At 48.0% G+C, this 20,582-nt stretch carries 22 protein-coding genes and 1 pseudogene; 14 read left to right on the top strand and 9 right to left on the bottom strand.

All coding sequences use genetic code 11. The features are described from left to right. Positions 1–325: 325 nt before the first annotated feature. From AB7U36_RS04765 to AB7U36_RS04710, 12 genes and pseudogenes are all read left to right on the top strand, one after another. Positions 326–463 carry a FeoA family protein gene (locus AB7U36_RS04765; protein WP_320397678.1) on the top strand — a complete coding sequence of 46 codons (138 nt, stop codon included), beginning with the start codon at positions 326–328 and terminating at the stop codon, positions 461–463. After that, positions 453–548, top strand: coding sequence for a FeoA family protein (locus tag AB7U36_RS04760; protein ID WP_407057136.1), 96 nt, complete (start codon positions 453–455; stop codon positions 546–548). Before AB7U36_RS04765 ends, AB7U36_RS04760 begins: the two co-directional genes overlap by 11 nt. Next, a pseudogene (locus AB7U36_RS04755) lies at positions 549–677 on the top strand (FeoB small GTPase domain-containing protein); the annotation flags it as partial. Positions 678–836: 159 nt separating this feature from the next. After that, the gene (locus AB7U36_RS04750) at positions 837–1,103 is read left to right on the top strand and encodes a FeoA family protein (protein WP_287037778.1); all 267 of its coding nucleotides are present in this window, start codon (positions 837–839) and stop codon (positions 1,101–1,103) included. 28 nt (positions 1,104–1,131) lie between these two features. After that, positions 1,132–3,666, top strand: coding sequence for a ferrous iron transport protein B (feoB, locus tag AB7U36_RS04745; RefSeq protein WP_428158652.1), 2,535 nt, complete (start codon positions 1,132–1,134; stop codon positions 3,664–3,666). Between the two features lie 141 nt (positions 3,667–3,807). Then, positions 3,808–3,945, top strand: coding sequence for a hypothetical protein (locus tag AB7U36_RS04740; protein WP_320397675.1), 138 nt, complete (start codon positions 3,808–3,810; stop codon positions 3,943–3,945). A 35-nt stretch (positions 3,946–3,980) separates the two neighbouring features. Continuing rightward, positions 3,981–4,307, top strand: a complete 327-nt coding sequence (locus tag AB7U36_RS04735) for a hypothetical protein (RefSeq protein WP_320397674.1) — start codon at positions 3,981–3,983, stop codon at positions 4,305–4,307. A gap of 52 nt (positions 4,308–4,359) precedes the next feature. Continuing rightward, the gene (locus tag AB7U36_RS04730) at positions 4,360–5,172 is read left to right on the top strand and encodes a DUF4198 domain-containing protein (RefSeq protein WP_320397673.1); all 813 of its coding nucleotides are present in this window, start codon (positions 4,360–4,362) and stop codon (positions 5,170–5,172) included. Between the two features lie 204 nt (positions 5,173–5,376). Beyond that, a complete protein-coding gene (locus tag AB7U36_RS04725) occupies positions 5,377–6,315 on the top strand; it encodes an ABC transporter ATP-binding protein (protein ID WP_320397672.1) in 939 nt (312 codons plus the stop codon). Next, positions 6,312–6,983: a hypothetical protein gene (locus AB7U36_RS04720; RefSeq protein WP_320397671.1), complete on the top strand. Its 672-nt coding sequence runs from the start codon at positions 6,312–6,314 to the stop codon at positions 6,981–6,983. Before AB7U36_RS04725 ends, AB7U36_RS04720 begins: the two co-directional genes overlap by 4 nt. Then, positions 6,983–8,266 (top strand): DUF4857 domain-containing protein, encoded by a 1,284-nt coding sequence (locus AB7U36_RS04715; RefSeq protein WP_428158651.1) that lies wholly within the window; start codon positions 6,983–6,985, stop codon positions 8,264–8,266. Before AB7U36_RS04720 ends, AB7U36_RS04715 begins: the two co-directional genes overlap by 1 nt. 211 nt (positions 8,267–8,477) lie before the next feature. Further along, positions 8,478–9,377: a nickel/cobalt transporter gene (locus AB7U36_RS04710; RefSeq protein WP_320397669.1), complete on the top strand. Its 900-nt coding sequence runs from the start codon at positions 8,478–8,480 to the stop codon at positions 9,375–9,377. Positions 9,378–9,602: 225 nt separating this feature from the next. Here AB7U36_RS04710 and AB7U36_RS04705 read toward each other — a convergent pair whose 3' ends face one another. The 9 genes from AB7U36_RS04705 to AB7U36_RS04665 form a co-directional block, all read right to left on the bottom strand. Further along, positions 9,603–10,592 (bottom strand): GGDEF domain-containing protein, encoded by a 990-nt coding sequence (locus AB7U36_RS04705; RefSeq protein WP_320397668.1) that lies wholly within the window; start codon positions 10,590–10,592, stop codon positions 9,603–9,605. A gap of 22 nt (positions 10,593–10,614) precedes the next feature. Continuing rightward, complete coding sequence (locus AB7U36_RS04700; protein WP_320397667.1) at positions 10,615–12,396, bottom strand: putative bifunctional diguanylate cyclase/phosphodiesterase; 1,782 nt, start codon at positions 12,394–12,396, stop codon at positions 10,615–10,617. Positions 12,397–12,437: 41 nt separating this feature from the next. After that, on the bottom strand, positions 12,438–12,911 hold the full coding sequence (locus AB7U36_RS04695) for a hypothetical protein (RefSeq protein WP_428158650.1): 474 nt from the start codon (positions 12,909–12,911) through the stop codon (positions 12,438–12,440). 135 nt (positions 12,912–13,046) lie between these two features. Continuing rightward, entirely contained in the window at positions 13,047–15,224 is a 2,178-nt protein-coding gene (locus AB7U36_RS04690) for a methyl-accepting chemotaxis protein (protein ID WP_320397665.1), read from the bottom strand. Between the two features lie 338 nt (positions 15,225–15,562). Then, entirely contained in the window at positions 15,563–15,910 is a 348-nt protein-coding gene (locus AB7U36_RS04685) for a tetratricopeptide repeat protein (protein WP_320397664.1), read from the bottom strand. A 28-nt stretch (positions 15,911–15,938) separates the two neighbouring features. Next, a complete protein-coding gene (locus AB7U36_RS04680; RefSeq protein WP_428158653.1) occupies positions 15,939–16,019 on the bottom strand; it encodes a hypothetical protein in 81 nt (26 codons plus the stop codon). Between the two features lie 195 nt (positions 16,020–16,214). Next, the gene (locus tag AB7U36_RS04675) at positions 16,215–16,358 is read right to left on the bottom strand and encodes a flavodoxin domain-containing protein (protein WP_287036890.1); all 144 of its coding nucleotides are present in this window, start codon (positions 16,356–16,358) and stop codon (positions 16,215–16,217) included. A 46-nt stretch (positions 16,359–16,404) separates the two neighbouring features. Beyond that, positions 16,405–16,611 (bottom strand): hypothetical protein, encoded by a 207-nt coding sequence (locus AB7U36_RS04670; protein WP_428158649.1) that lies wholly within the window; start codon positions 16,609–16,611, stop codon positions 16,405–16,407. Next, the gene (locus AB7U36_RS04665) at positions 16,608–16,865 is read right to left on the bottom strand and encodes an ISAzo13-like element transposase-related protein (RefSeq protein WP_428158648.1); all 258 of its coding nucleotides are present in this window, start codon (positions 16,863–16,865) and stop codon (positions 16,608–16,610) included. The genes AB7U36_RS04670 and AB7U36_RS04665 overlap by 4 nt, the downstream gene beginning before the upstream one ends. A gap of 148 nt (positions 16,866–17,013) precedes the next feature. On the opposite strand from AB7U36_RS04665, the gene AB7U36_RS04660 reads away from it, so the two are divergent. Together AB7U36_RS04660 and metE are read left to right on the top strand one after the other, a co-directional pair. Further along, positions 17,014–17,889, top strand: a complete 876-nt coding sequence (locus tag AB7U36_RS04660; RefSeq protein WP_428158647.1) for a LysR family transcriptional regulator — start codon at positions 17,014–17,016, stop codon at positions 17,887–17,889. A 204-nt stretch (positions 17,890–18,093) separates the two neighbouring features. Then, positions 18,094–20,370: a 5-methyltetrahydropteroyltriglutamate--homocysteine S-methyltransferase gene (gene metE / locus AB7U36_RS04655; protein ID WP_428158646.1), complete on the top strand. Its 2,277-nt coding sequence runs from the start codon at positions 18,094–18,096 to the stop codon at positions 20,368–20,370. The last annotated feature ends 212 nt before the right edge of the window (positions 20,371–20,582 follow it).

Genomic DNA, 20,582 nt, shown 5'->3' with positions numbered 1-20,582 from the left:
CAGCCCTTCTTTGCCCTGCCACCGGCGTTTTTCTTTTGCAGAAAATTCAGGAGATATACTTAAAGCAACGGCAGGTTTAATTCTTTGCGCAACATCCTTTATGCTTCTTCTAACAATTTAAAATCCATGAATACGCACTTCTATATCTTAAAAAATTTAAAAAACCATTGACAAAAAGCCATAAAAATGAAAATAAGCTATCTGTTTATTTATTTAGATAAGGCTAACAACTATATGATCTTAGTTATATGTATCAAAAAAAACATAAGTTTGTATTGAATTAAAAATTCAAAAATAAAAGAAAAACTTAATTGGAAGGATAATTATGACTCTGGATGAACTTAACCCTGGAGACAAAGGAACAATCAAAAAGCTCTCCATCAAAGACAAGCTTGGCCAGCGATTAATGGATATGGGTATTTATCCCGGTCTCACCTTAAATGTGGTCTGGAATGCCCCTTGAGGATCCCATGGAAGTGGAGATCGATGGATACTTCATCAGCCTGGGCCATGATGAAGCCCAGTTTATTGAGGTGGCGCGCAGATGAGTGACAGACTATTGGGTCGCCCTGGCCGGCCAGCCCAATTGCGGGAAATCAACGATTTTCAATGCCCTGACCGGTGCCAAGCAGCATGTGGCCAACTATCCGGGGGTCACCGTGGACAAAATGTCCGGGTGGTAAAGACATGGGGAGACCCGGGTGTCGGCCTTTGAACTATTTGAAGCCATTCGGCACGGAGAGAAACAGTGCCTGACCATGTTCATCAATACCACCCACACATTTCAGTATATTTAATGAAGTAAGTATTTAAATACTAAATTATTGGAGGTTAATATGCCAGGACCTAAAAGAAGAAGATACCGCGGGGAGAACTGCTGCATGCTCAGGCAGATCAAACCCGGACAGCGGGCCAAAATCCGCTGCCACCATGCCAAAGGAGCTGTGCGTCAGCGCCTTCTGGACCTGGGATTTGTCCCGGAAACTGAAATTGAGGTACTCCGCAAGGCCCCTCTGGGCGATCCCATTGAATGCTATGTGGCCAATTATACGGTTGCACTGAGAAATTCTGAAGCCGACCTCATTGAGGTCGAATGTGACTAACTTAAACGTGGATGCAGAAAAACAAAGAATGAATGAACCCCCTGATTCGGGTCCGGAAAAACTTTTGGTGGGCCTGGCCGGCCAGCAGAACGCCGGCAAGTCAACCATATTTAATATGCTTACCGGGGCCAACCAGCACATTGCCAACTACCCCGGTGTGACCGTCGATAAAAAAACCGGTTTCTACCGCCACCGGGGAGTCCGGGTGGAAACCGTGGATCTTCCCGGTACCTATAGTCTGACCTCTTTTTCCATTGAAGAGCGTGTTGCAAGGGATTTTCTGATTTCAGGAAATCCTGATGTCATTGTCAATGTGGTGGATGCATCTTCCCTGAAACGCAGCCTTTATTTCACTTTCCAGGTGCTGGAAATGGGCTTCCCCGTTGTGGTGGCCCTGAACATGATGGACGTGGCCAAACGCAACGGAACCCATGTGGACGTATCTGCTCTGGAACATTGCCTGGGCGTAAGTGTCATCCCTACAATAGGCCGCAAACGCCAGGGCAAGACGGAATTGAGAGATGCCATTCTGGATACGGCGGAGCGTAAAGCCCATAATCCCCTTCGTATCAGCTATGAAGAGCTTGAGCCGGCTGTGAACAGCCTTCAAAAACGGCTGGATGAGACCAAACTGGCCGGAAGCTACCCCACCCGGTGGCTGGCCGTCAAACTCCTTGAGGGGGACACCGAAGCCGAGCGTATTGCCGGTGAACATCTTGGGGAGATCTGGGAAGAACTAAAAACAGCGGCCAGGATCCGTCGCCAGGATTTTGAAGAAGAGCATTACATGAATGTCCCGGACTACATGGTGGGCTGCCGGGACCGACTGGCCACAGAGATTGTCAAGACTTGCGTCACGGAAACCAGGGACGGCCGGGACCGGATCACCGAAACCATTGATAAAATAGTCCTGAATCGGTTTGCCGCCCCCATTTTCCTCATTGCCACGGTATTTGTAATTTACCAACTTTCCATTGTCAAGGGGTATGAGCTTACGGTTTACTGGTGGCCCATGCTGGCAAAATTGCGGGCCATGATTGCCGGTGTGCTGCCCGCGGCCGGTATTCTGGAGGATCCGTATATCCGGTCCATGGGGTTGTGGATGGTGGATTCGGCCAATGCCCTTCTCAACTATATCCCCATTTTTTTGATATTATTTTCACTCATCGCCATTCTTGAGGACAGCGGATACATGGCCAGGATCGCCTTTATCCTGGATAAGCCGTTTCATTCCTTCGGCCTCCACGGCCAGTCCACCCTGCCCTATATCCTGGGCGGTGTGTTTGCAGGAGGGTGTGCCGTACCAGGGGTTATGGCCACCAAAGGGATACCGGACGAACGCTCCCGAATGGCCACCATACTTACCGTGCCCTATATGAACTGCCTGGCAAAGATCCCCTTTTATACCCTGCTTATCAATGTATTTTTTGTCCCGTACAAATCCTGGGCCATGCTCTTTTTATCCACAGTGACTATCTTTGTCGCCCTGCTGGTGGCCAAACTCTTGACCTCCACAGTACTCAAATCTATGGAAACCGCGCCCTTTGTCATGGAACTGCCCAAATACCATCCCCCGACCCTGTTCGGCGTGGGCCAGCGGGCCATTGAGCGGACCTGGCAGTACATCAAAAAGGTCGGTTCCATTGTGGTGGCCGTATCCGTCTGCGTCTTTACACTGCTTCAGTTTCCGGGCATTTCCGATGAAAAGCAGGCCCATTTTGAAGGCGAAATAACCAAAGCCGTGGATACCTTTCAGAAAAAAATCGCCAAGACCCAATATGCGGACCGGTTCAAGGATGAAGCCAACCTGGCCTCAATGATCAATCTGTACAACGATTTTAAAACCGCGAGGCTGAACACAAAAGGGGCGGACGCTTCCGAGGCATTGTCCGAAAAATTCCAGGTCGATTACCCGGAACAATTTAAATTCCTCACCCCCCGAGAGGATCAAGACGCCCAAAAAGTAAACAAAGCCCTGCGGGGCCTGGTCTCCACGCGTAAATCCCTGCGCCGCCAGATCAAGGAAGAACAGATTGAAACCAGCTTTCTTGGTATGGTGGGCCGCTCCCTGGAACCTGTTACCCAATGGGCCGGATTCAACTGGAAGATCAATGTGGCCATTCTTTCCTCTTTTGCGGCGCGCGAATCCTCGGTGGCCACCATCGGCGTTCTTTATCAACAGGGGGCTGATGAAAACAAAAGCCTTGAAGAGCGTATGGAGGCCGAGGCCGGAGAGGGAGGATTTTCTCCTTTGCACGCCCTGGCCATCATGGTCTTTTTTGCCCTGTACCCGCCCTGTCTGGCGACAACCATCATGATCAAGGTGCAGACCGGTTCATACAAATGGATGATCTTTTCCGTCATCTTTCCCACCACGTTAGGATTTATCACGGCCTGCCTGATCTACACCGGCGGCAGCGTCTTAAATCTTTCCGGCATCCAGATGATGGGTGTGTTCTACGCCGCCGTAGTCCTGACGACCGTGTGTACAGGCCTGTTCGAATCATGGAAACGGAAACCCGGCCCCCTGCCAGATCTGCGCCAGGAGCCAAAATCGTTGTAGTGTTTCAGTCTTTTACAATAAGATTTAAAAAAGTCAAAAAAATATTGACAAAAAGCCTTAAAAATGAAAATAAGCTCACTTATTATTAATTAGATAAAACTAACAAATATATATTTTCTTAAATTGATAACGAAAACCTTAATGAGACTGGCCCTCGAGCCTGTAACCCAATTTGCGGGATGTAACTGGCGGATCAATGTGGGGCTGCTGTCGGTCTTTGCCACAGGATTTATAAAAACAAGAACAGAATTTGAACATGCCCGGCAGGCCATTGCGTGACCGGGCCAATTTTACAAATCTACAAGGAGAAAAAAATGAAACTTAAAGTATCTGCATTAATATTTGCCGCCATGACGATTGGCTTCTTTATAGCCGCGGTTGCCCAGGCCCACACCCCGTTGTGTTCCTGCTATGACAACGGGGACGGCAGCGTGACCTGCGAAGGCGGGTTTTCCGATGGTTCTTCGGCTGCAGGGGTACAGATGCGCGTTGAAGACGGTGGCGGAAAGGTGCTGATCGAAGGCAAAATGGATGACGACAGTGAATTCACATTCAGCAAACCTGCCGGCGCTTACAAGGTGCAGTTTGATGCAGGAGAAGGACATCAAATCACCGTGGATGGGAAGGAAATTACCCAATAATAACTGAATCCACTTTATTTTTTACGCTCAATGTAAAAGGAGAAAATTAAACATGAAAAAAATTATTGCCACCATTTCAGTACTGGCTGTTCTGGCCATAGCCGCACCGGCATTTGCCCACTTCCAGATGATTTATACCCCTGAAAGTGCCCTGAACAAGGGGGGGAAAATTCCTTTGGCCATCGTTTTCACCCACCCTTTTGAAGCGGGGCACACCATGGACATGGGCACACCGGAACAATTTTTTGTTACCCGTTCACGGGGCGAAAACGAACCTGCAAAAACGGATCTTCTGTCCACCCTTAAACCCATTAAATGGACCAGCTTGACCAATTCGGGTGCTGCCTATGAAACTGAATACTCCGTCCGGGGAGGGGATCATATCTTCTGCCTGGTACCGGCACCTTACTATGAAGGTGAAGAAGATGCATATATCCAGCAGACCACTAAAATGATTGTCAATGTGGGTGGAGAGCCCGGTGCCTGGTCAGAACCTGTGGGACTTGACTGCGAGATCGTTCCCCTGTGCAAACCTTATGACCGCTGGACCGGCAATGTATTCCAGGGCAAAGTGCTGTTCAAGGGAAAACCTGTGACCGGTGCAGAAATCGAAATTGAATTCATGAACCACAAACCGTTGCTGGACCAAAAAGCCTTTGCCAAGGAAGCGGCTGCAGTTGCCTCCCAGCCAGCCTTTGTACTGCAGACCATTTTTGCCGATGACAACGGCGTATTCACCTTTGGCATTCCCAAGGCCGGATGGTGGGGGTTTGCGGCCCTGGGCCTGGACCCCGAAGGATCTTTTAAAGGCAAAGAGTGCTCAAAGGATGCTGTGATCTGGATTCAGGCCAAAGATATGAAGTAAGGGCTATGAAATAAGGGCTATGAAATAAATAATGAAATAAACAACCCAGCTTGTCGGTGCCGGTCCTTTTCCCTGCCTTTAAACTGAATATCATCATTTTCTCCCAATGATACTCAAGAAAAGGACCGGTACTTTCCTGTTTTTAAGTGTTACTCTGTAAAAAAACCACGAAACGCCTGTGTTCATGAATCCCCAGGAGCCCCTATGCACCCTGTTATCCAGGTTGATCATCTTTGCCACAGGTATGGCAAACGCTACATATATAAAGACCTGAACTTTTCCATCTCCCCCGGAAAGATCTATGGCCTGTTAGGCAAAAACGGTGTGGGCAAAACTACGCTGATCAAAATATTGATGGGATTTTTACGGTCCGTGTCGGGTACCTGCAAAGTATTTAACGAGCCTTCCCATGCCCTGTCACCTGCCGCCCGGGCCAGGATCGGACTATTATTTGAAGGCCATGTGGCCTATGAATTCATGTCCATCCGCCAGATAGAAAAATTTTACGCCCCGTTTTATCCGGACTGGGATGCCGATATCTATTACCGGATGGTCGAAAAATTAAATCTTGGGCCCGGTCATCTGATCCGCCAGATGTCCTGCGGCCAGCGCTCCCAGGTGGTGCTCGGGCTGTTGATGGCCCAGCAGCCGGAACTGTTGCTGTTGGACGATTACTCCATCGGGCTGGACCCGGGATACCGAAGACTTTTCCTTGATGAAATGCGCAACTATTTAGCCAACGGAGACCGTACCGTGTTTTTAACCTCACATGTGATTCAGGATATGGAAAATTTTGTGGATGAAGTCATTTTCCTGGAGCGTGGGGGAGAGATGATGAACAGTCGCCTTGATGCGTTTAAAAAAAATTTTTCCTGCTTCCGGCTGCCGGTCAGGACCAACACCCCGGTTAACGGTTCAAACCAGGGTCTCCGTGAGGACATATCTAAAGAAGAACTGCTTGGCGCCTGCCCCATGGTAAAAAACATTGAGGTTTACCCCACTCACCTGGATCTGTTCACATTTGCCGCCAAGGCGGATCTGCTTGCCGGTCTTGAGGCGGCCGGAATCTGCGGCAGCCTGCTTGAACCGATCACTTTGACCCTGGAAGATGCATTTATCGGTTACACGGGAAGGTATTCATGATTCAATCCATTTTCAGAAAAGAATTTTTTAAGATCCGGGTCATGTGGTTGCTGGTTCTTATTGCCAACCTTTGCCTTTTAGTGCACATCTGGATCTCAACCCGCAGGCTGTTTATCCTGGACCATCCCGAGGTGGTCTGGTACCGGGTGCTGCAACTGGGGCAAATCCATTTTGAACACCTGAAGTTTGCCCCGCTGATTTCCGGTATCCTGATTGCCTGCTTCCAGTTTCTTCCCGAGATGTGGGGGGAGCGGTTTCGGCTCTCACTGCACCTGCCCGTGTCCGCGGGTTTCGTGGCCATGGGTCATCTGCTGGCAGGTCTTTTTGCCTATCTGCTTGTGGGACTGACAGACCTTGGCGGGCTCTGGCTGATCACCAGTATCTATTTTCCCGCACAGGGGATCATGGTCAGCCTGCTCACGGCTCTGCCCTGGACCATGGCAGGCATCTGCGCCTATCTTGGCATGGCCCTGACCCTGCTTGAACCCAATTTCCGGCTTAAAGCCGTCAATCTGGCACTGACAGCCGGGGTGGCCGGCTGCTACCTGATCAATGTCCAGCCCGGGGCATTTACCCCAAGCCTGCCCGTGCTCATTGTGCCTTTGGCGTTGATGATGCCTGCGGTTATGGTGCCGGTTTTCAGGTTCCGTTACAGGAGAATGGGATAATGAACCGATTTGCCCTTGCTGTATATGCCGTTTTAATCATCCTTGTCTCTGCGGTTTACCTGCCCATGCTCTACGACAAAATGTTTATGGATGAAGTAGAAAAAACCCATCTGTTTTACAGCCCGGTAAGCCGTGATTTTATTCTAACGGAAAAAATTATGGGAAAGGTACCCCAGTCTGCCCGGGGCATGGCCGAGGATCATCACAACAACCTTGCCTACATCAAGGCTGACGGCACCTATGTACCGCGCAAAACCTTTGAACAGCACCTGCCTTTTATTTTTTATAAGAACATGGAGATCTGGGGGCTTTTACCCATTACACTGGACGGACGCACCTTTGATAAACATGCCATCAAGGCGGACCGAAGGGTGCTGGAACTTAACGCCCGTGATCTGCCGGGCAGATCCCCTGAAGTCCCATTTTTTCCGCTCCTGGAATCCAACCCCGGGCAGGCCAGGCTGGTTTTCCCCGAGGACCGCTTCCGCATGACGGATACGGCCATGGAATTTATCAATGCGGATACAAACGCCCTGGACACCGTTTTAACCAGAATGTACACCGTCACCCTTAAAAAAAAGGGGTTTAAGTTCCCGGCCCGGTCGGTTAACGGCAAGTTTACCGTACTCAAACCCTTTGACGAAGGGGTATTTATTGTGGATCATGATTACCGGGTATTTCACATTAAACGGGTGGATGACAAACCGTTGATCAAACAGACGCCCATTTCACCGGATTTAAAAATCAGGGCAATAAAAGTTTCCGAAAACGAACAGAAAAAACACTTTGGCTTTGCACTTGCCGAAGACGGCCGCATCTTTCTTTTAGGGTATGACAACTATCGGCTGACCCCCATCCCTTTGACCGGTTATGACCCGGACCGCATGGACGTAAAGCTGATATTCAATCCCTTGTATTGTACAGTCGTATATTCAAATGAGACAACCATCCGGGCTGTGGCCTTGGATAAGAATTTTGCACCGGTTAAAACCTTTGAGCACAACATGTCCAGGGCGACAGTCACCACTGCGACCCGTATCCGGGATATGCTGTTTCCCTTTATTGTTAAAATCGGCCCGACACAGCAAAGCGGATATGTGATCATCCGATTGCTGCCCGGCAGCATTGGGTCCCTGGTGGGCATGGGGCTTTGCACCCTGCTGTTTGTGGCAGGTACAAAAATAATGACAGGCGCATTCCCCAGAACCATGGGCATCATCACCGTGGCCCTGACCGGACTTTACGGCCTGGTTGCCATGATCACAGCCAGGGCCTGTGATTAAAAATATTTAATATATTACCCAAAACCCCCTGACAAAAAGGACTTTAATTGACCGCTTCGTTGACATTGCAAATTGACAATGAACGTAAAACGCCTGAGCCCAAATCCCATTAAGCAGGTAGCAGGTAGATACCAATAAAGGCACAAGGGCCCATCCCCATGTCTTCATTGCCCGGAGAACCGGGATTTTTTTATTTTAAGAGCCAATAATAATGAAATATTCTGGACTGATCTCTATCCTTGCCATGGTCCTTACCCTATTTTTCTGTGCAACCGCATTTGTTTCATATGCTCAAAACCCCTTCACCACAAAGCCTGAAGCAAGAAAACAGCAAATAAGCGCTCCAATAAAACCCAATGCATTTACAGACATCGTGCGCTGGCAGCAAAAGCTAAAAGAAAAGATGGCAGATCTGATCAGGGAGGCAGAATCAGAAAAAAAAACAGGCCCGGTTCTGTTGCTGGCCTTGTTTGCCTTTTTATACGGGGCTATTCATTCGGCAGGGCCGGGGCATGGAAAAGCCATATCCCTCTCCTATATCCTTTCCTGTAAACCAAGCTTGCTCCAGGGCATTGCATTCGGCAATATTGCGGCCCTGACCCATGGCCTTTCCGGCATTCTTTTTGTTCTGTCCGTAAAGTTCATTTTAGAGACCGGCATCAACCGGTCTCTTGAAACAATGACCTATATCACCCAGATCATCAGTTTTTTTCTGATCAGCCTGATTGGCCTGGCCATTGTTGTAAAAAGCCTTGTAACCATATTTAAAAAGCCAGATGAACATCAGAAGGAAGATGAGGTCCGGATCAAGGCAAGTCCCTTTCTTACAGCCTTTGCCGTGGGCTTAGTGCCCTGTCCCGGGGTGGTCATGGTCATGCTCTTTTCCATTTCAATGGGCTTCACCGGTCTGGGCATATTCCTGGGCAGCTTTATTGCCCTTGGGATGGCATTCACCATTACTCTTATCATACTATTGGGAATGTCCGGAAAGGCGGCCATTCTTAAAGCCTCAGGTCCCGGGCTTGGAAACCGTCTGGCTCCTGTAATTGAAACCCTTGCAGGTATAATGGTTGCCGCACTGGGTATTATGTGCCTGCTGGCAAATTTTTGAGAATTAGGACAGCATCAACCGGACATCCATATTATCCAGCAAGCTTCGCAACGTGGTTGACCGCTCTGACCTCACAGCGCTTTTACAATACCACGACAGGGCTTGGGACTGGCAAATACATCCAAAGATGTCTGCATCTTGCCCAACGTCAGTTAAGACATAGGTTAGTCAACCAGGAGAACATAATCCGTCTCCCCCATCTTTCAATCAATCCACATAATGGTTTTATTCGTCAGTAAACTTAATCGAATCCGGCAGTATACAGCCTGCAAAGATCGTGTCTCCACCAGCATGCTTCGCTTTATATACCTGTTCATCGGCACCGTGGATCAACGCTTCTAATACAACCATGTTCATTTCTTTTATCCCCTTTATGGTTGAAATACCAATGGATAACGATGTGTCTCCAACCTTACAATTATTATAGAAATTACGAATTCTACCGGCGATCCGTTTTGCCCTTTGTTCGCCGGTCAGAGGCAAGAGCACAGCAAATTCATCTCCGCCCAAGCGAACAGGTACATCCTGGTCGAAGCGAATATTCTTTCTGATGCAGTCGGCAAGACAAACCAGAAGTTCGTCTCCTGCCTTGTGGCCCAGGGTATCATTGATATATTTAAACCGGTCACAATCAATGCATATAAGGCTTACGGGGTCGTCCGAGGAGAGCAATGTACGTCTGTCGTTTCCGATCATAAGTTCCAGATAACGTCGATTGTACAGCCCTGTCAGCGGGTCCGTTGATGCTTTAATTTTCATTTCCCTGTATTTTTCCTGGGCCTTATCAATTGTTTCCACACTTTTTAGATGCTTGATTTCCAAGGTGCGGCTCATCCAATTCAGGTTCCTGAGCAGAATAATCAGGTCGTCCTCTTCCTCTTTCTGGTCGGGAAGATCGAAATATATCTTGTGGGAGCCGTCTTTAACACTGCTGCAAAATGCGTTAATCATTTTAAAATCCCGATTGATCAGATAATGGGCGATAAGTTTAGAAAAAGGAATGATGAGTATCCCAAAGAATACAGGGACAGCAATGTAAATATTTTTCCCGGGCAGAAGCATTTCATATTCAATCATGATGCTTGTCGCAACCATCGGCAACAGGGTAAAAAGAATTAAAACCAGGGCGACTCTGCCTGTCATGCCGACAGGACAGACCTTGTGACAGCGTTTTCCGGTTATGCTATTAACTTCATTAAACTCAGGTTTAGTCATAATTTATCCTGTTATCTTGGGACTATACGAATTTGCTTCTTTTGTCCTTGATAAATTCAACGAATTTTTCTGCAGTCAAGGGGCGTGAGAAATGGTATCCTTGATAGAGGTCGCAATGATATGAGTTGAGCAGGTCTATCTGTTCTTTTTCCTCCACACCTTCGGCAAGCACCTTCATATTCATGGTATGGCCCATGTGGATGATGGCGCGCACCATGTCCAGGTCCTGCCTGATCTCATTAATGTTTTTCACAAAACTCCTGTCGATTTTCAGTTCGTCAATGGGCAGACTCCTGAGCATACTGAGGGATGAGTAGCCCGTTCCGAAGTCATCCATGGAGATGGAGACGCCTGTCTCACGGATCTCCTGGAGCAGCGGTAGGATATAGTCCAGATCATCAATGAACATGGATTCCGTGATCTCAATGGTGGTCTGGGACCGGCTGATCTGGTGCTGATCCAGCCGCCGGAGCAATTCATCCTTGAAATTTTTTTCAAGGATCTGAGACACGGAGATGTTGATTGAAAGGTTAAGGGTTTCTGCCTCATGGCTGCACGCATCAAGGATCTTCCGGAACTGAGCGCATGAGGTGTCCAAGATGAAGGCCCCAAGAAAAGCCATGCCACCGGACTCCTCGGCCACGCCAATGAACAGATCCGGCGGTACAAAGCCCAGCTCAGGACTTTCCCAGCGCACCAATGCTTCCGCACCGTAGATGGTGCCGTCCCCGTAAACCTGGGGTTGGAACACCATGTAAAGTTCATTGCCCTCAACGGCGGAATGCAGGGAATGTTCGATCAATGTCTTTCGCTCCATGCTCTGCCGGAGTTCTCTGTCATAAAAGGCATAATTGTTACGCTTTTTCTTTGCGGTATACATGGCAAGATCCGCTGAGACCATGAGCTGCTCCAAGTCGCCCCCGTCTTCGGGATATTGGGATATGCCGATACTGCAGCCGATGCGCAGCTTGAACCCGGAAATGCAATAGGGTTTCGATATTTCGGAGACAATCATCCGACCCAGGTGGCTGCTGTTGACCCCGGCCTGTTCTCTTTTTATGAAGACCGAAAATTCGTCCCCGCCATTTCTAACGACTTCAGAACCCGCCGGCACCAGTTGCTTGAGCCGAAGGCTCACGTCAATGAGCAGTTTGTCTCCCAGGGTATGACCAAAGGAGTCATTGATGTTCTTGAAATTGTCCAGATCAATAAAAAAAAGAAAAAACGGGACGTTGTCCCGGGTAATCCACTGGTAGGAAATATCCTTTAGGGCTGCCCGATTGTAAAGATTTGTCAGGGAGTCATGAACCGCCTGAGAGGAAAGCAGGCGGTGTGCGTCATCTTCCTTTTGGTAAAGCATGTGGAAAAGAATGAAAAAACCGGTTAATACCACTATAAAGCCGATTAACTGGAAAAGGAACCCCTGCCCTAAGAAGCGCATTTTCACCGTCTCAAGGGGAACCAGGGTCTGGGCCCATATTTTATACCTTTTATTGTATTTCACAAAGCATAAGCTGGTCCCTTGGGTCAGTGGGGACATAGTTTCGTAGTAGAATGCACTTTCGGATTTACGCAGCCCTTCAAGGCTGAGCCCTGCCCCGATTTTGGCACTCAACACCCCGGTCTCAACCGGCAGCACGGGGGCCAGGGAAGAAAAAAGCTCAGAAACCCCCGTTCCCGGCACAGGATTAACGTAAATGCGCATCATATTGGTATCGTTTACCAATAGTGATACCTGATCCGGGAATATGGGATCGTTTTTCAAAAAAACAACCAACTGGTCTATGTCAATTCCAGTGCTCATGACACCCAGGACATTTCCTGCATCACCCCTCAATGCCTTTCTCAGTGGAAGAATCCACTCGTTTCTGACCTTGCAGAAATAAATTCTGCCGATGACCATTGCATCGCTTTGCAGGGTCCGGTTGAAACTCTCCCTTGCCTTGTCGTTTTTTTTTTTAGGCCTTTTATGTTCGACGGATCCTCCCTGTAACTTACGGCAATGTAATTGCCTTTCGGATCGGTGAGACCGAAACCCACAACCGAAGGAAACCGGGTCAACATTTTTGCCATGACGGCCTGGCTTTTTTTCTGGTTCAGATAAAGGCCGTTGTCCAGCAGTTGATGTCCCATCATATCAAGAAGTAGTTCGGTTTCATGTAGCCGGGAGCCGGTGGTGGCCGCAAAATGGCTGTTGTAATGCAGGCTTTCCTCCACAAGTTGGTTCCGGATATTCCCATAAGTTTTGACCTGGAACCATAGAAACACGCCGGTCATTACACTCAAAGTCAGAACATAGAGCAGTTTGATATGTTTCATCGTTTTATACAATGCAAACCCCTTTTTCAGGCCCAATCAAGGTTATTCCCCCGTCAGTTGGACGGGATAGCTTTCGCTATGATCATTGTGTACTCGTGGACGTAAACGTGTTCGTTAACGTAGTTGACATAATTTTCAACCCACCGTCTTTAGATAATGGTTGTTGAGTTTAAACATATCCATGGATTGTTCAAGCCAGATAGCCTGATCGTTGAGAAATTTGGAAATCTGGGCGGTTTGTTCGGCGCCTGAGGCCGTATTCTGGACCACGATTTCGACTTCCCCCAATTCTGAAAGGATATTTTCAATTTCGCTGATCTGGAAATGTGACGATGTTTTGATCTGTTCCATTTCCCGGTTGATCTTATTAATCACTTCCGTTATCCGCTCAAAGGATTCAACCGCCTTTTCAACACGCCTGTTCCCGTAGGAGACCTTTTCCAGGGTTTCTTCCACCAACCGGGTGCTTTCCTGGACCGATTCCGTACTCTGGGTGGCCAGATTCCGGATTTCCTGGGCAACAACGGCAAATCCTTTTCCATTTTCCCCGGCCCGGGCCGCTTCTATCGTCGCATTTAGAGCCAGGCGCCGGGTCTGGTCGGCGATATCCCGGATCACCTTTACAACGCTTGATATGGCCCGGCTGGACCGGTCAATATCCGACATGGCCTTTACCATGGTTTCCATCTCGGATTTTCCGGCCTCGGCAAGATCTGCCGAATTGTGGGCAAGGGTATCTGCATGGGCTGCGCTCCCGGCGTTCTTACGGGTTTTTTCTGAAACCGCGTCAACCTTCTCCCTGAGGGTCTGGATGGAGACGGCCTGTTCTCCGTTCCATCTTGCAAGATCCTGGTTGGCCTGATTGATCTGGTCCGTATCCAATTTCACTTTTTGGGCCGACGCCTTTATTTCACCAAGCAGTGTACCCAACCGGTCAACAATTTTTTCAAATGCCTCTCCCATGATATCTTGATCAGACGCTTTGTCTACCCTGACCCCCAAATCGCCTTCCGAAATCTTTGACGCCACGGCTGATTTTTCCGAAAAATGCTTCGCCATCCTGGAGAAGGAACGGCCGGTACGGCCCAGTTCATCGGAGCGGCCTTCGATTCCGGATAAAGTTTCCTGCTGTGCTTTGTCAATACTGACGTTTCCGGTGGAGAACCGGTCGGCCAGTTCGGCCAGGAATTCAATGGGCGGAACAATATTCCGAGCAATCCTGATGCTGGCCAGGATGCCCGCTGTCAGGCAGAGAATTAGCAGCCCCACCAAAAACAAAGCTGAATTCCGCTGGTAGGAATTCAGCCGCTTCATCTGCCCCTCACGAACCTGTTTTATAACCGTTTCCAGGTTCCTGCTTTCATCATCCATTTTTTTCATGGATTCGCGCATGGCAATATTGAGCTGATAATATTCCCTGAACGTATTGAGGTATGTGTGGGTTGCCTCGGTTATCCCGGCAAAAAGATTGGCTTCCCGGCCTGTACTGAAAGAAGATTTCATCATGGGAAGCGAAGCGCCCATACTGGCTTCCTTGTCAATGCCAAGCAGCTTTTCCATTTCCGTGATCAGGCCGGAGCCGCTTTCAGTATCCTGATAGAGGACAAAATCCTTGGCCATCTCCTGGAATGCCAGGGGTTTGTTGGCAAGGAGGCCGGCCATGGCCTCGCTTTTGGATATCTCCCCCATCTGTTCCTGGATCTCAAGCAGGAGTTTGAGATCCTCTGCAGTCTCCTCGGTTCCGCTATTCACCTTTTTTTTCAACCCGGACAGTTTTTTGTTCAAGTTTTTTGTCCGGCGATTGACTGCCTTGCCCAGAGACAGGGACTGCCCGAGAATCCGGACGGACTGTTCCCTTAACCCGTCCATCAACGCCACCCCTTTGAAGAATCGGTCCTGGAACTCTACAAATGCCCGGTCATACCCCCGGAAAGCTTTAAGAATTGGTTCAATGGATTCAAAATCATCCCGGGAAAGCCCGGAAGATTCCAGGTCGGCTGCCTTGGTTTCCATCTCCTGTTTCAGCCGGGCGTACAAGTTAAGCGGATCAATATGATTTTTTTTGTCCTGTTCTTCCCCGGAATCCTCTTTTTTCTGCCGGGTCAGAAACTCCCGGTCCAGCAGCCAGTTCCCTGCGGCCTGACGGGCCTGTACACCCGTGGTGACTATATGTTCTATGGCGTTTTTGATTTTTACCCTCTCCTTCATCATATAAAAGGTATAAAGGGCTGACCCGCCAAAAAGTAATGCACAGCCTAAGGTTACTGCAAAACCCAAAGATATTTTATGTATAATTTTGTATTCTTTTGTCATCGGATCATTTCCTCGTTTTATTATACAAAATTCTCACGACTTTGTTTGGAATTAATTTTAATATATTATTTGCTAATGAATTTTATATTTTTCTAATTTTGTCAATATTTGGTTATTTCATTTATGGTTAAATATTTTGATTGGTATGACTTAAAATATAGCTCCGCATAGAAAAAACAGCTCCAGCTTATAAAATGACCAGGTTAATAGCCCGGGTCTATTTCCGGCACACCTGATATTTTATATTTCAGGTCATATTTTCATTTTTTTCAATTCTTTTGCCGGAGACTGCCGGGAAAAAAATCCCGGCAGCAAGAGAGAAGAGAAAGATACCGCTGTCAGGCGGCTGCGATGTCCAGTGTTAAAAGATACACCAGATTTTTTTGTAGGGTTTTAAAAAGAATATTGTCGGTACCATAATGCTCGGTAACAATGGACATGGACTGCTCATACGCCAGCAGCGCTTTATCCCATTCTTCGGACATGGTGTATAAATTGCCCAGGTTGTTTAGAAGTTTTGCCATCAAACACTTTTTTTTCAGATTACGGGTTAAATCCAAGGCCTGATTCATATTTTTAAAAGCCGTATCAAATTTCCCGGCATTTCCGGCTGCCATGGCGGTACGGTTCAAAAAACCAATGTCCTTGAGCATGGATATTAGGCATTTTTTTTGTTTATGCGGCATTGATAACATCCTTTTTCCATTCATTCATTCATTCATTTATTTCTGACTCTTCAGATTCTCCGTCAATTCTGAGAGACTCACACACAAGGGTGGCACGCAGCTTCCCCAGACGCTGCTCAAGGGCATCAACAGCTCCGCAAAAATATTCATAGGATGAATCTCCGCACCAAACACGGCAAACTTTTTACCTGATAAATTCAAGTCCCCATTCACACTCTCATAAAAAGGTTCAAAGTCTTCCTGCAATTCGATCTCATCCTCGCCCCAGGTGGAACTGCCAAGCAGGTACAAATCAAACTTATCCTTAAGAAAGAATATCGACCCTGACATCAGACACATTGACCTTTGTGATAGTGTAATCAGCGTTAGACAGATCTGTTGAAATGACATCAGCAACAGATTCGGTGTTTCCGGTGGTTGATTCGTAAACAATTAGTGCAGCACTCATAAGTTAATCCAAATTTATAGTTAATATTATTAATTTTTAGTGATGACTAACAATAGAAGCCCATAAGGAGCATGTCAAGTGTTTTTTTAAGAACCTGTTTAATAATTATCCATTTGCCTCCAAATCGGTTGAGCACCAGAGAGTTAGCCACAACGGACAGAGATGAAAACCACATGGCAATGGCGGCGGCTTCCGAGCTTAATGATATTCTGAATGCCAGATACAGGATGCCTGCGGCCACGGGAATCATCAAAATATTGTAGAAAAAGGCCCAGAAAAAATTTCGTTTTGTGGTGGAAAGGATTTTACAATATTATCGAATTGCTCATTCCGATCCCATATATTTTTCTTCATGGATTGTCGTTTTTGTGCTTTACGGAGGCGATAATCATGTCTTTTGAGCAATTGACGGACAACATTCCGGCTCATCTTAATGCTATACTCATTTTTCAGGGCTTCGACAATCTCCCATGCATACAGGTTTGTCCATCGGATTTTTTCATCCAAATGAATAGATGGGGAGTAGGTCCCATTGTAGCTTTTTTGTCAGTCGATTATGGGGTTGTTTTTTCATAAATAAGAATTATAAAATACTATGGAAACAATTATTTAATTTTATAATTCTTATTTAAACGATTTTACCCATGGAATATTTATGATTGATCGGATTCATCTATCCATATTGAACGAAATTGACCGAAAGGGAACCTTGACAGCCGCAGCCCAAGCCCTTTGCCTGACCCAGCCGGCCCTGACCCACACCATGAAAAAACTTGAATCCAGTATAGGCACCCGGCTCTGGCAAAAAGACGGCCGAGGGTTGCGCCTGACCCGGTCAGGCCGATATTTACTGGAGGTTTCCCGTAAAATACTGCCCCAATTTGCCCAGGCCGAGAAGATGCTTGAGCAATATGCACAGGGCAAAAGGGGGATGCTCTGTATCGGAATGGAGTGCCACCCATGCTACCGCTGGTTTTCAACTATTGTTGCCGAATATCTTACCCAGTGGACGGATGTGGAACTTGATGTTAAACAGGAATTTCAATTTGACGGGATACAGGCGCTGCTGGATTTTGAAATTGACCTGCTCATCACCCCGGATCCTGTAAAAACAAAAAACCTGTCCTTTACGCCCCTCTTTGAGTATGAACATGTGTTAGCTGTCCCTCAAAGCCATTCCCTGGCCCAGCGCGATCACATTCTTGCCGAAGATTTGCTGGACCAGGTGCTGATCACCTACCCCGTCCCCTTGGAACGTCTGGATATTTTCACCCGGTGTCTTATTCCGGCCCAATGTCGTCCCCAACACCATAAAACCATTGAAACTACGGATATCATCCTCCAAATGGTGGCTTCGGGCCGGGGGATCACAGCACTGCCGCGCTGGCTTGTGGAAGACAGTCAAGAAAGATTTGGATTAAAAGCAGTTCCCATCGGTCCAGGCGGCATCTGGAAAGAGATCAGTGCGGGAATCCGGGACCAAGACAGCACAACCGATTATATCCAAGGATTTATCGCCCTTGCCGGATAGCAAAAACCCATGATATATTTTTATGATTACCTAAAAATATATCATTTTTCATCATGCGTTCACTTCCTTTATATTCTTGCCAACTATAACACCACTAATAATATCTGACCAATATTTCAAAAGGTTATGATCTATACCGTGGATTTAAACAGTTAGAGGACATTAAAATTATTTTCAATCATTGAAAAAAGGAAAATTGACAGCATGAAAACCCACAATCTGGGGTTCCCCCGCATCGGTGACAACCGGGAACTCAAACACGCATTGGAATCTTACTGGCGGGGCGAAACGTCCCAAAACGAACTGCTTGAAACCGGTGCCCACCTTCGGAAAAACAATTGGGAGTGCCAAAAAGAGCTTGATTATGTGCCCGTGGGCGATTTTTCATTTTATGACCATGTTTTGGACACCAGCTGGATGCTGGGCAATATCCCTGCCCGGGCACAGAAGACCGGCGGATCAACATTGGACCGGTATTTCCGCACAGCCAGGGGACAGTCCGCAGGCGATGGGGAAGACAACCAGATTTCAGCCGGAGAAATGACCAAGTGGTTTGACACCAACTATCACTACATTGTCCCGGAATTTGATCCATCCACCGAATTTTGCCTGGATGATGGATCTCTATTGGACCAGGTACAAGAGGCGCAAAAGGCAGGTGTAAACCCCAAACCGGTTGTGTTAGGCCCGGTGACCTATCTTTTTTTAGGCAAGGCAGAAAATTTTGATAAGAAAACCCTGCTGAAAAAATTGCTGCCGGAGTATGTTGGCCTGTTGAATCGGCTGGCCGCCCGGGATGTCGAGTGGGTTCAGATAGATGAACCGTTGCTGGTCACGGATTTGGATAATGATTGGAAACACATGCTGAAACAAACCTACCAGGCGTTGGCGAACGAATCTGTCAAGATCATGCTGGCCACCTATTTTGGTCCCCTTGACGATAACCTGGATCTGGCCCTGTCACTGCCGGTTCAGGCCCTTCATGTTGACGCGGTGCGGGGAAAAGACCAGGTACCGGATCTGGTTTCTCGCTTGCCCGAACATATGGTCTTGTCATTGGGGGTGGTTGACGGAAGAAATATCTGGAAAACGGATTTGAACGCCCTTTTGGATCAACTGACACCCATCCACGACCAGCTTGGCGACCGGCTGTGGCTGGCTCCTTCCTGTTCCATGCTTCATGTGCCTGTGGATCTGGAAATAGAGACCGGACTGGATACCGAACTTTTAAGCTGGATGGCCTTTGCCCGGCAGAAACTGGTTGAATTGGATCTTCTGGCCAAGGCATTAAACCAGGGTAGAACAATAGTGGCTGCGGCCCTGGAAGAGAACGCAAAGGCATTGGAAAACCGCAAAAAATCCCCACGGATTCACAATCCGGGGGTCCAAACCCGTCTGGCCCAGGTGGATGACAGTTGGGGAGAACGCAATCTGCCCTACCCGGAACGTGCCAAACGTCATAAAGAGAAACTCAATCTGCCCCTTTACCCCACCACCACCATTGGTTCCTTTCCCCAAACCAAAGAGATCCGTTCACTGCGCCTTAAATTCAAACGAGGACAGATCGGACTGAATGACTACACTACCGGCATTCGGGACCAGATGAAAAGCACCATTGAATTTCAGGAAGAGACCGGCCTGGATGTGCTGGTCCATGGCGAAGCCGAACGTAACGATATGGTGGAGTATTTTGGCGAGCGGTTGGACGGCTTTGCCTTCAGCCGCTATGGCTGGGTGCAGTCCTACGGCTCCCGTTGCGTTAAGCCGCCCATTCTTTTTGGTGACGTGTCCAGGCCCCAACCTATGACCGTGATGTGGATCGTCTATGCCCAGTCCTTGTCAGAAAAACCGGTCAAAGGGATGCTCACAGGCCCTGTAACCATTTTAAACTGGTCCTTTGTCCGGGACGACCAAAGCCGGGCCGACACCTGCCGCCAGATCGCTCTTGCGATCCGTGACGAGGTACTGGATCTTGAAAAGGCCGGTGTTTCCATTATCCAGATAGATGAAGCAGCCTTAAGGGAAGGACTGCCTCTGCGTAAAAATCAGTGGGAGGAATATCTGAACTGGGCAGTGGAGGCATTCCGGATTGCCGCCAATGGGGTCAAAGACGAGACCCAGCTTCATACCCATATGTGCTATTCGGAATTCAACGATATCATTGATGCCATCACACGCATGGATGCCGATGTCATCACCATTGAGGCATCACGTTCGAACATGGAGATATTGAACGCCTTTGACGAAACCGCCTATCCCAACGAAATCGGTCCGGGGGTGTATGATATCCACTCTCCCAACGTACCATCCGTAGATTTCATTGTGACCAACATGAAGGAAGCGGCCAAACGGATTCCCCGGGAACGGCTGTGGATCAACCCGGACTGCGGCCTAAAAACCCGGTCCTGGCCGGAGACAAAGGAATCTTTGAAAAATTTGGTGGAGGCGGCCAAAGTGCTGCGCGCCGCTGCAACGGCCTGACAAAAGCAGGCCTTCTTATCATCAAGAATGGCTATGTTCCCTTTAACTGTTGAAAGTCAATTAAAGTGGATGGTTAAAGGGTTCCTCTTTAGAGTATCAATGCCTATTAAAGCAGCTTTTGAAGCCTTCCTTACAGTTGTTCCGTCGTTGTCTGGCATTAGTCTCAACAAACAAAGGGGACATAGCCTCAAGAATTCCAAAATTCCGGGGAG

The sequence above is a fragment of the Desulfobacter sp. genome, assembly GCF_050177295.1.
This window is presented reverse-complemented; position numbering and strand designations above follow the sequence as displayed.

Bases quoted from the DNA above. Each gene is read 5' to 3' on its own strand.
- AB7U36_RS04765 (WP_320397678.1), top strand. From the start codon at position 326: ATGACTCTGGATGAACTTAACCCTGGAGACAAAGGAACAATCAAAAAG.
- AB7U36_RS04760 (WP_407057136.1), top strand. From the start codon at position 453: ATGCCCCTTGAGGATCCCATGGAAGTGGAGATCGATGGATACTTCATC.
- AB7U36_RS04750 (WP_287037778.1), top strand. From the start codon at position 837: ATGCCAGGACCTAAAAGAAGAAGATACCGCGGGGAGAACTGCTGCATG.
- feoB (WP_428158652.1), top strand. From the start codon at position 1,132: ATGAATGAACCCCCTGATTCGGGTCCGGAAAAACTTTTGGTGGGCCTG.
- AB7U36_RS04740 (WP_320397675.1), top strand. From the start codon at position 3,808: ATGAGACTGGCCCTCGAGCCTGTAACCCAATTTGCGGGATGTAACTGG.
- AB7U36_RS04735 (WP_320397674.1), top strand. From the start codon at position 3,981: ATGAAACTTAAAGTATCTGCATTAATATTTGCCGCCATGACGATTGGC.
- AB7U36_RS04730 (WP_320397673.1), top strand. From the start codon at position 4,360: ATGAAAAAAATTATTGCCACCATTTCAGTACTGGCTGTTCTGGCCATA.
- AB7U36_RS04725 (WP_320397672.1), top strand. From the start codon at position 5,377: ATGCACCCTGTTATCCAGGTTGATCATCTTTGCCACAGGTATGGCAAA.
- AB7U36_RS04720 (WP_320397671.1), top strand. From the start codon at position 6,312: ATGATTCAATCCATTTTCAGAAAAGAATTTTTTAAGATCCGGGTCATG.
- AB7U36_RS04715 (WP_428158651.1), top strand. From the start codon at position 6,983: ATGAACCGATTTGCCCTTGCTGTATATGCCGTTTTAATCATCCTTGTC.
- AB7U36_RS04710 (WP_320397669.1), top strand. From the start codon at position 8,478: ATGAAATATTCTGGACTGATCTCTATCCTTGCCATGGTCCTTACCCTA.
- AB7U36_RS04705 (WP_320397668.1), bottom strand. From the start codon at position 10,592: ATGACTAAACCTGAGTTTAATGAAGTTAATAGCATAACCGGAAAACGC.
- AB7U36_RS04700 (WP_320397667.1), bottom strand. From the start codon at position 12,396: ATGAGCACTGGAATTGACATAGACCAGTTGGTTGTTTTTTTGAAAAAC.
- AB7U36_RS04695 (WP_428158650.1), bottom strand. From the start codon at position 12,911: ATGAAACATATCAAACTGCTCTATGTTCTGACTTTGAGTGTAATGACC.
- AB7U36_RS04690 (WP_320397665.1), bottom strand. From the start codon at position 15,224: ATGACAAAAGAATACAAAATTATACATAAAATATCTTTGGGTTTTGCA.
- AB7U36_RS04685 (WP_320397664.1), bottom strand. From the start codon at position 15,910: ATGCCGCATAAACAAAAAAAATGCCTAATATCCATGCTCAAGGACATT.
- AB7U36_RS04675 (WP_287036890.1), bottom strand. From the start codon at position 16,358: ATGAGTGCTGCACTAATTGTTTACGAATCAACCACCGGAAACACCGAA.
- AB7U36_RS04660 (WP_428158647.1), top strand. From the start codon at position 17,014: ATGATTGATCGGATTCATCTATCCATATTGAACGAAATTGACCGAAAG.
- metE (WP_428158646.1), top strand. From the start codon at position 18,094: ATGAAAACCCACAATCTGGGGTTCCCCCGCATCGGTGACAACCGGGAA.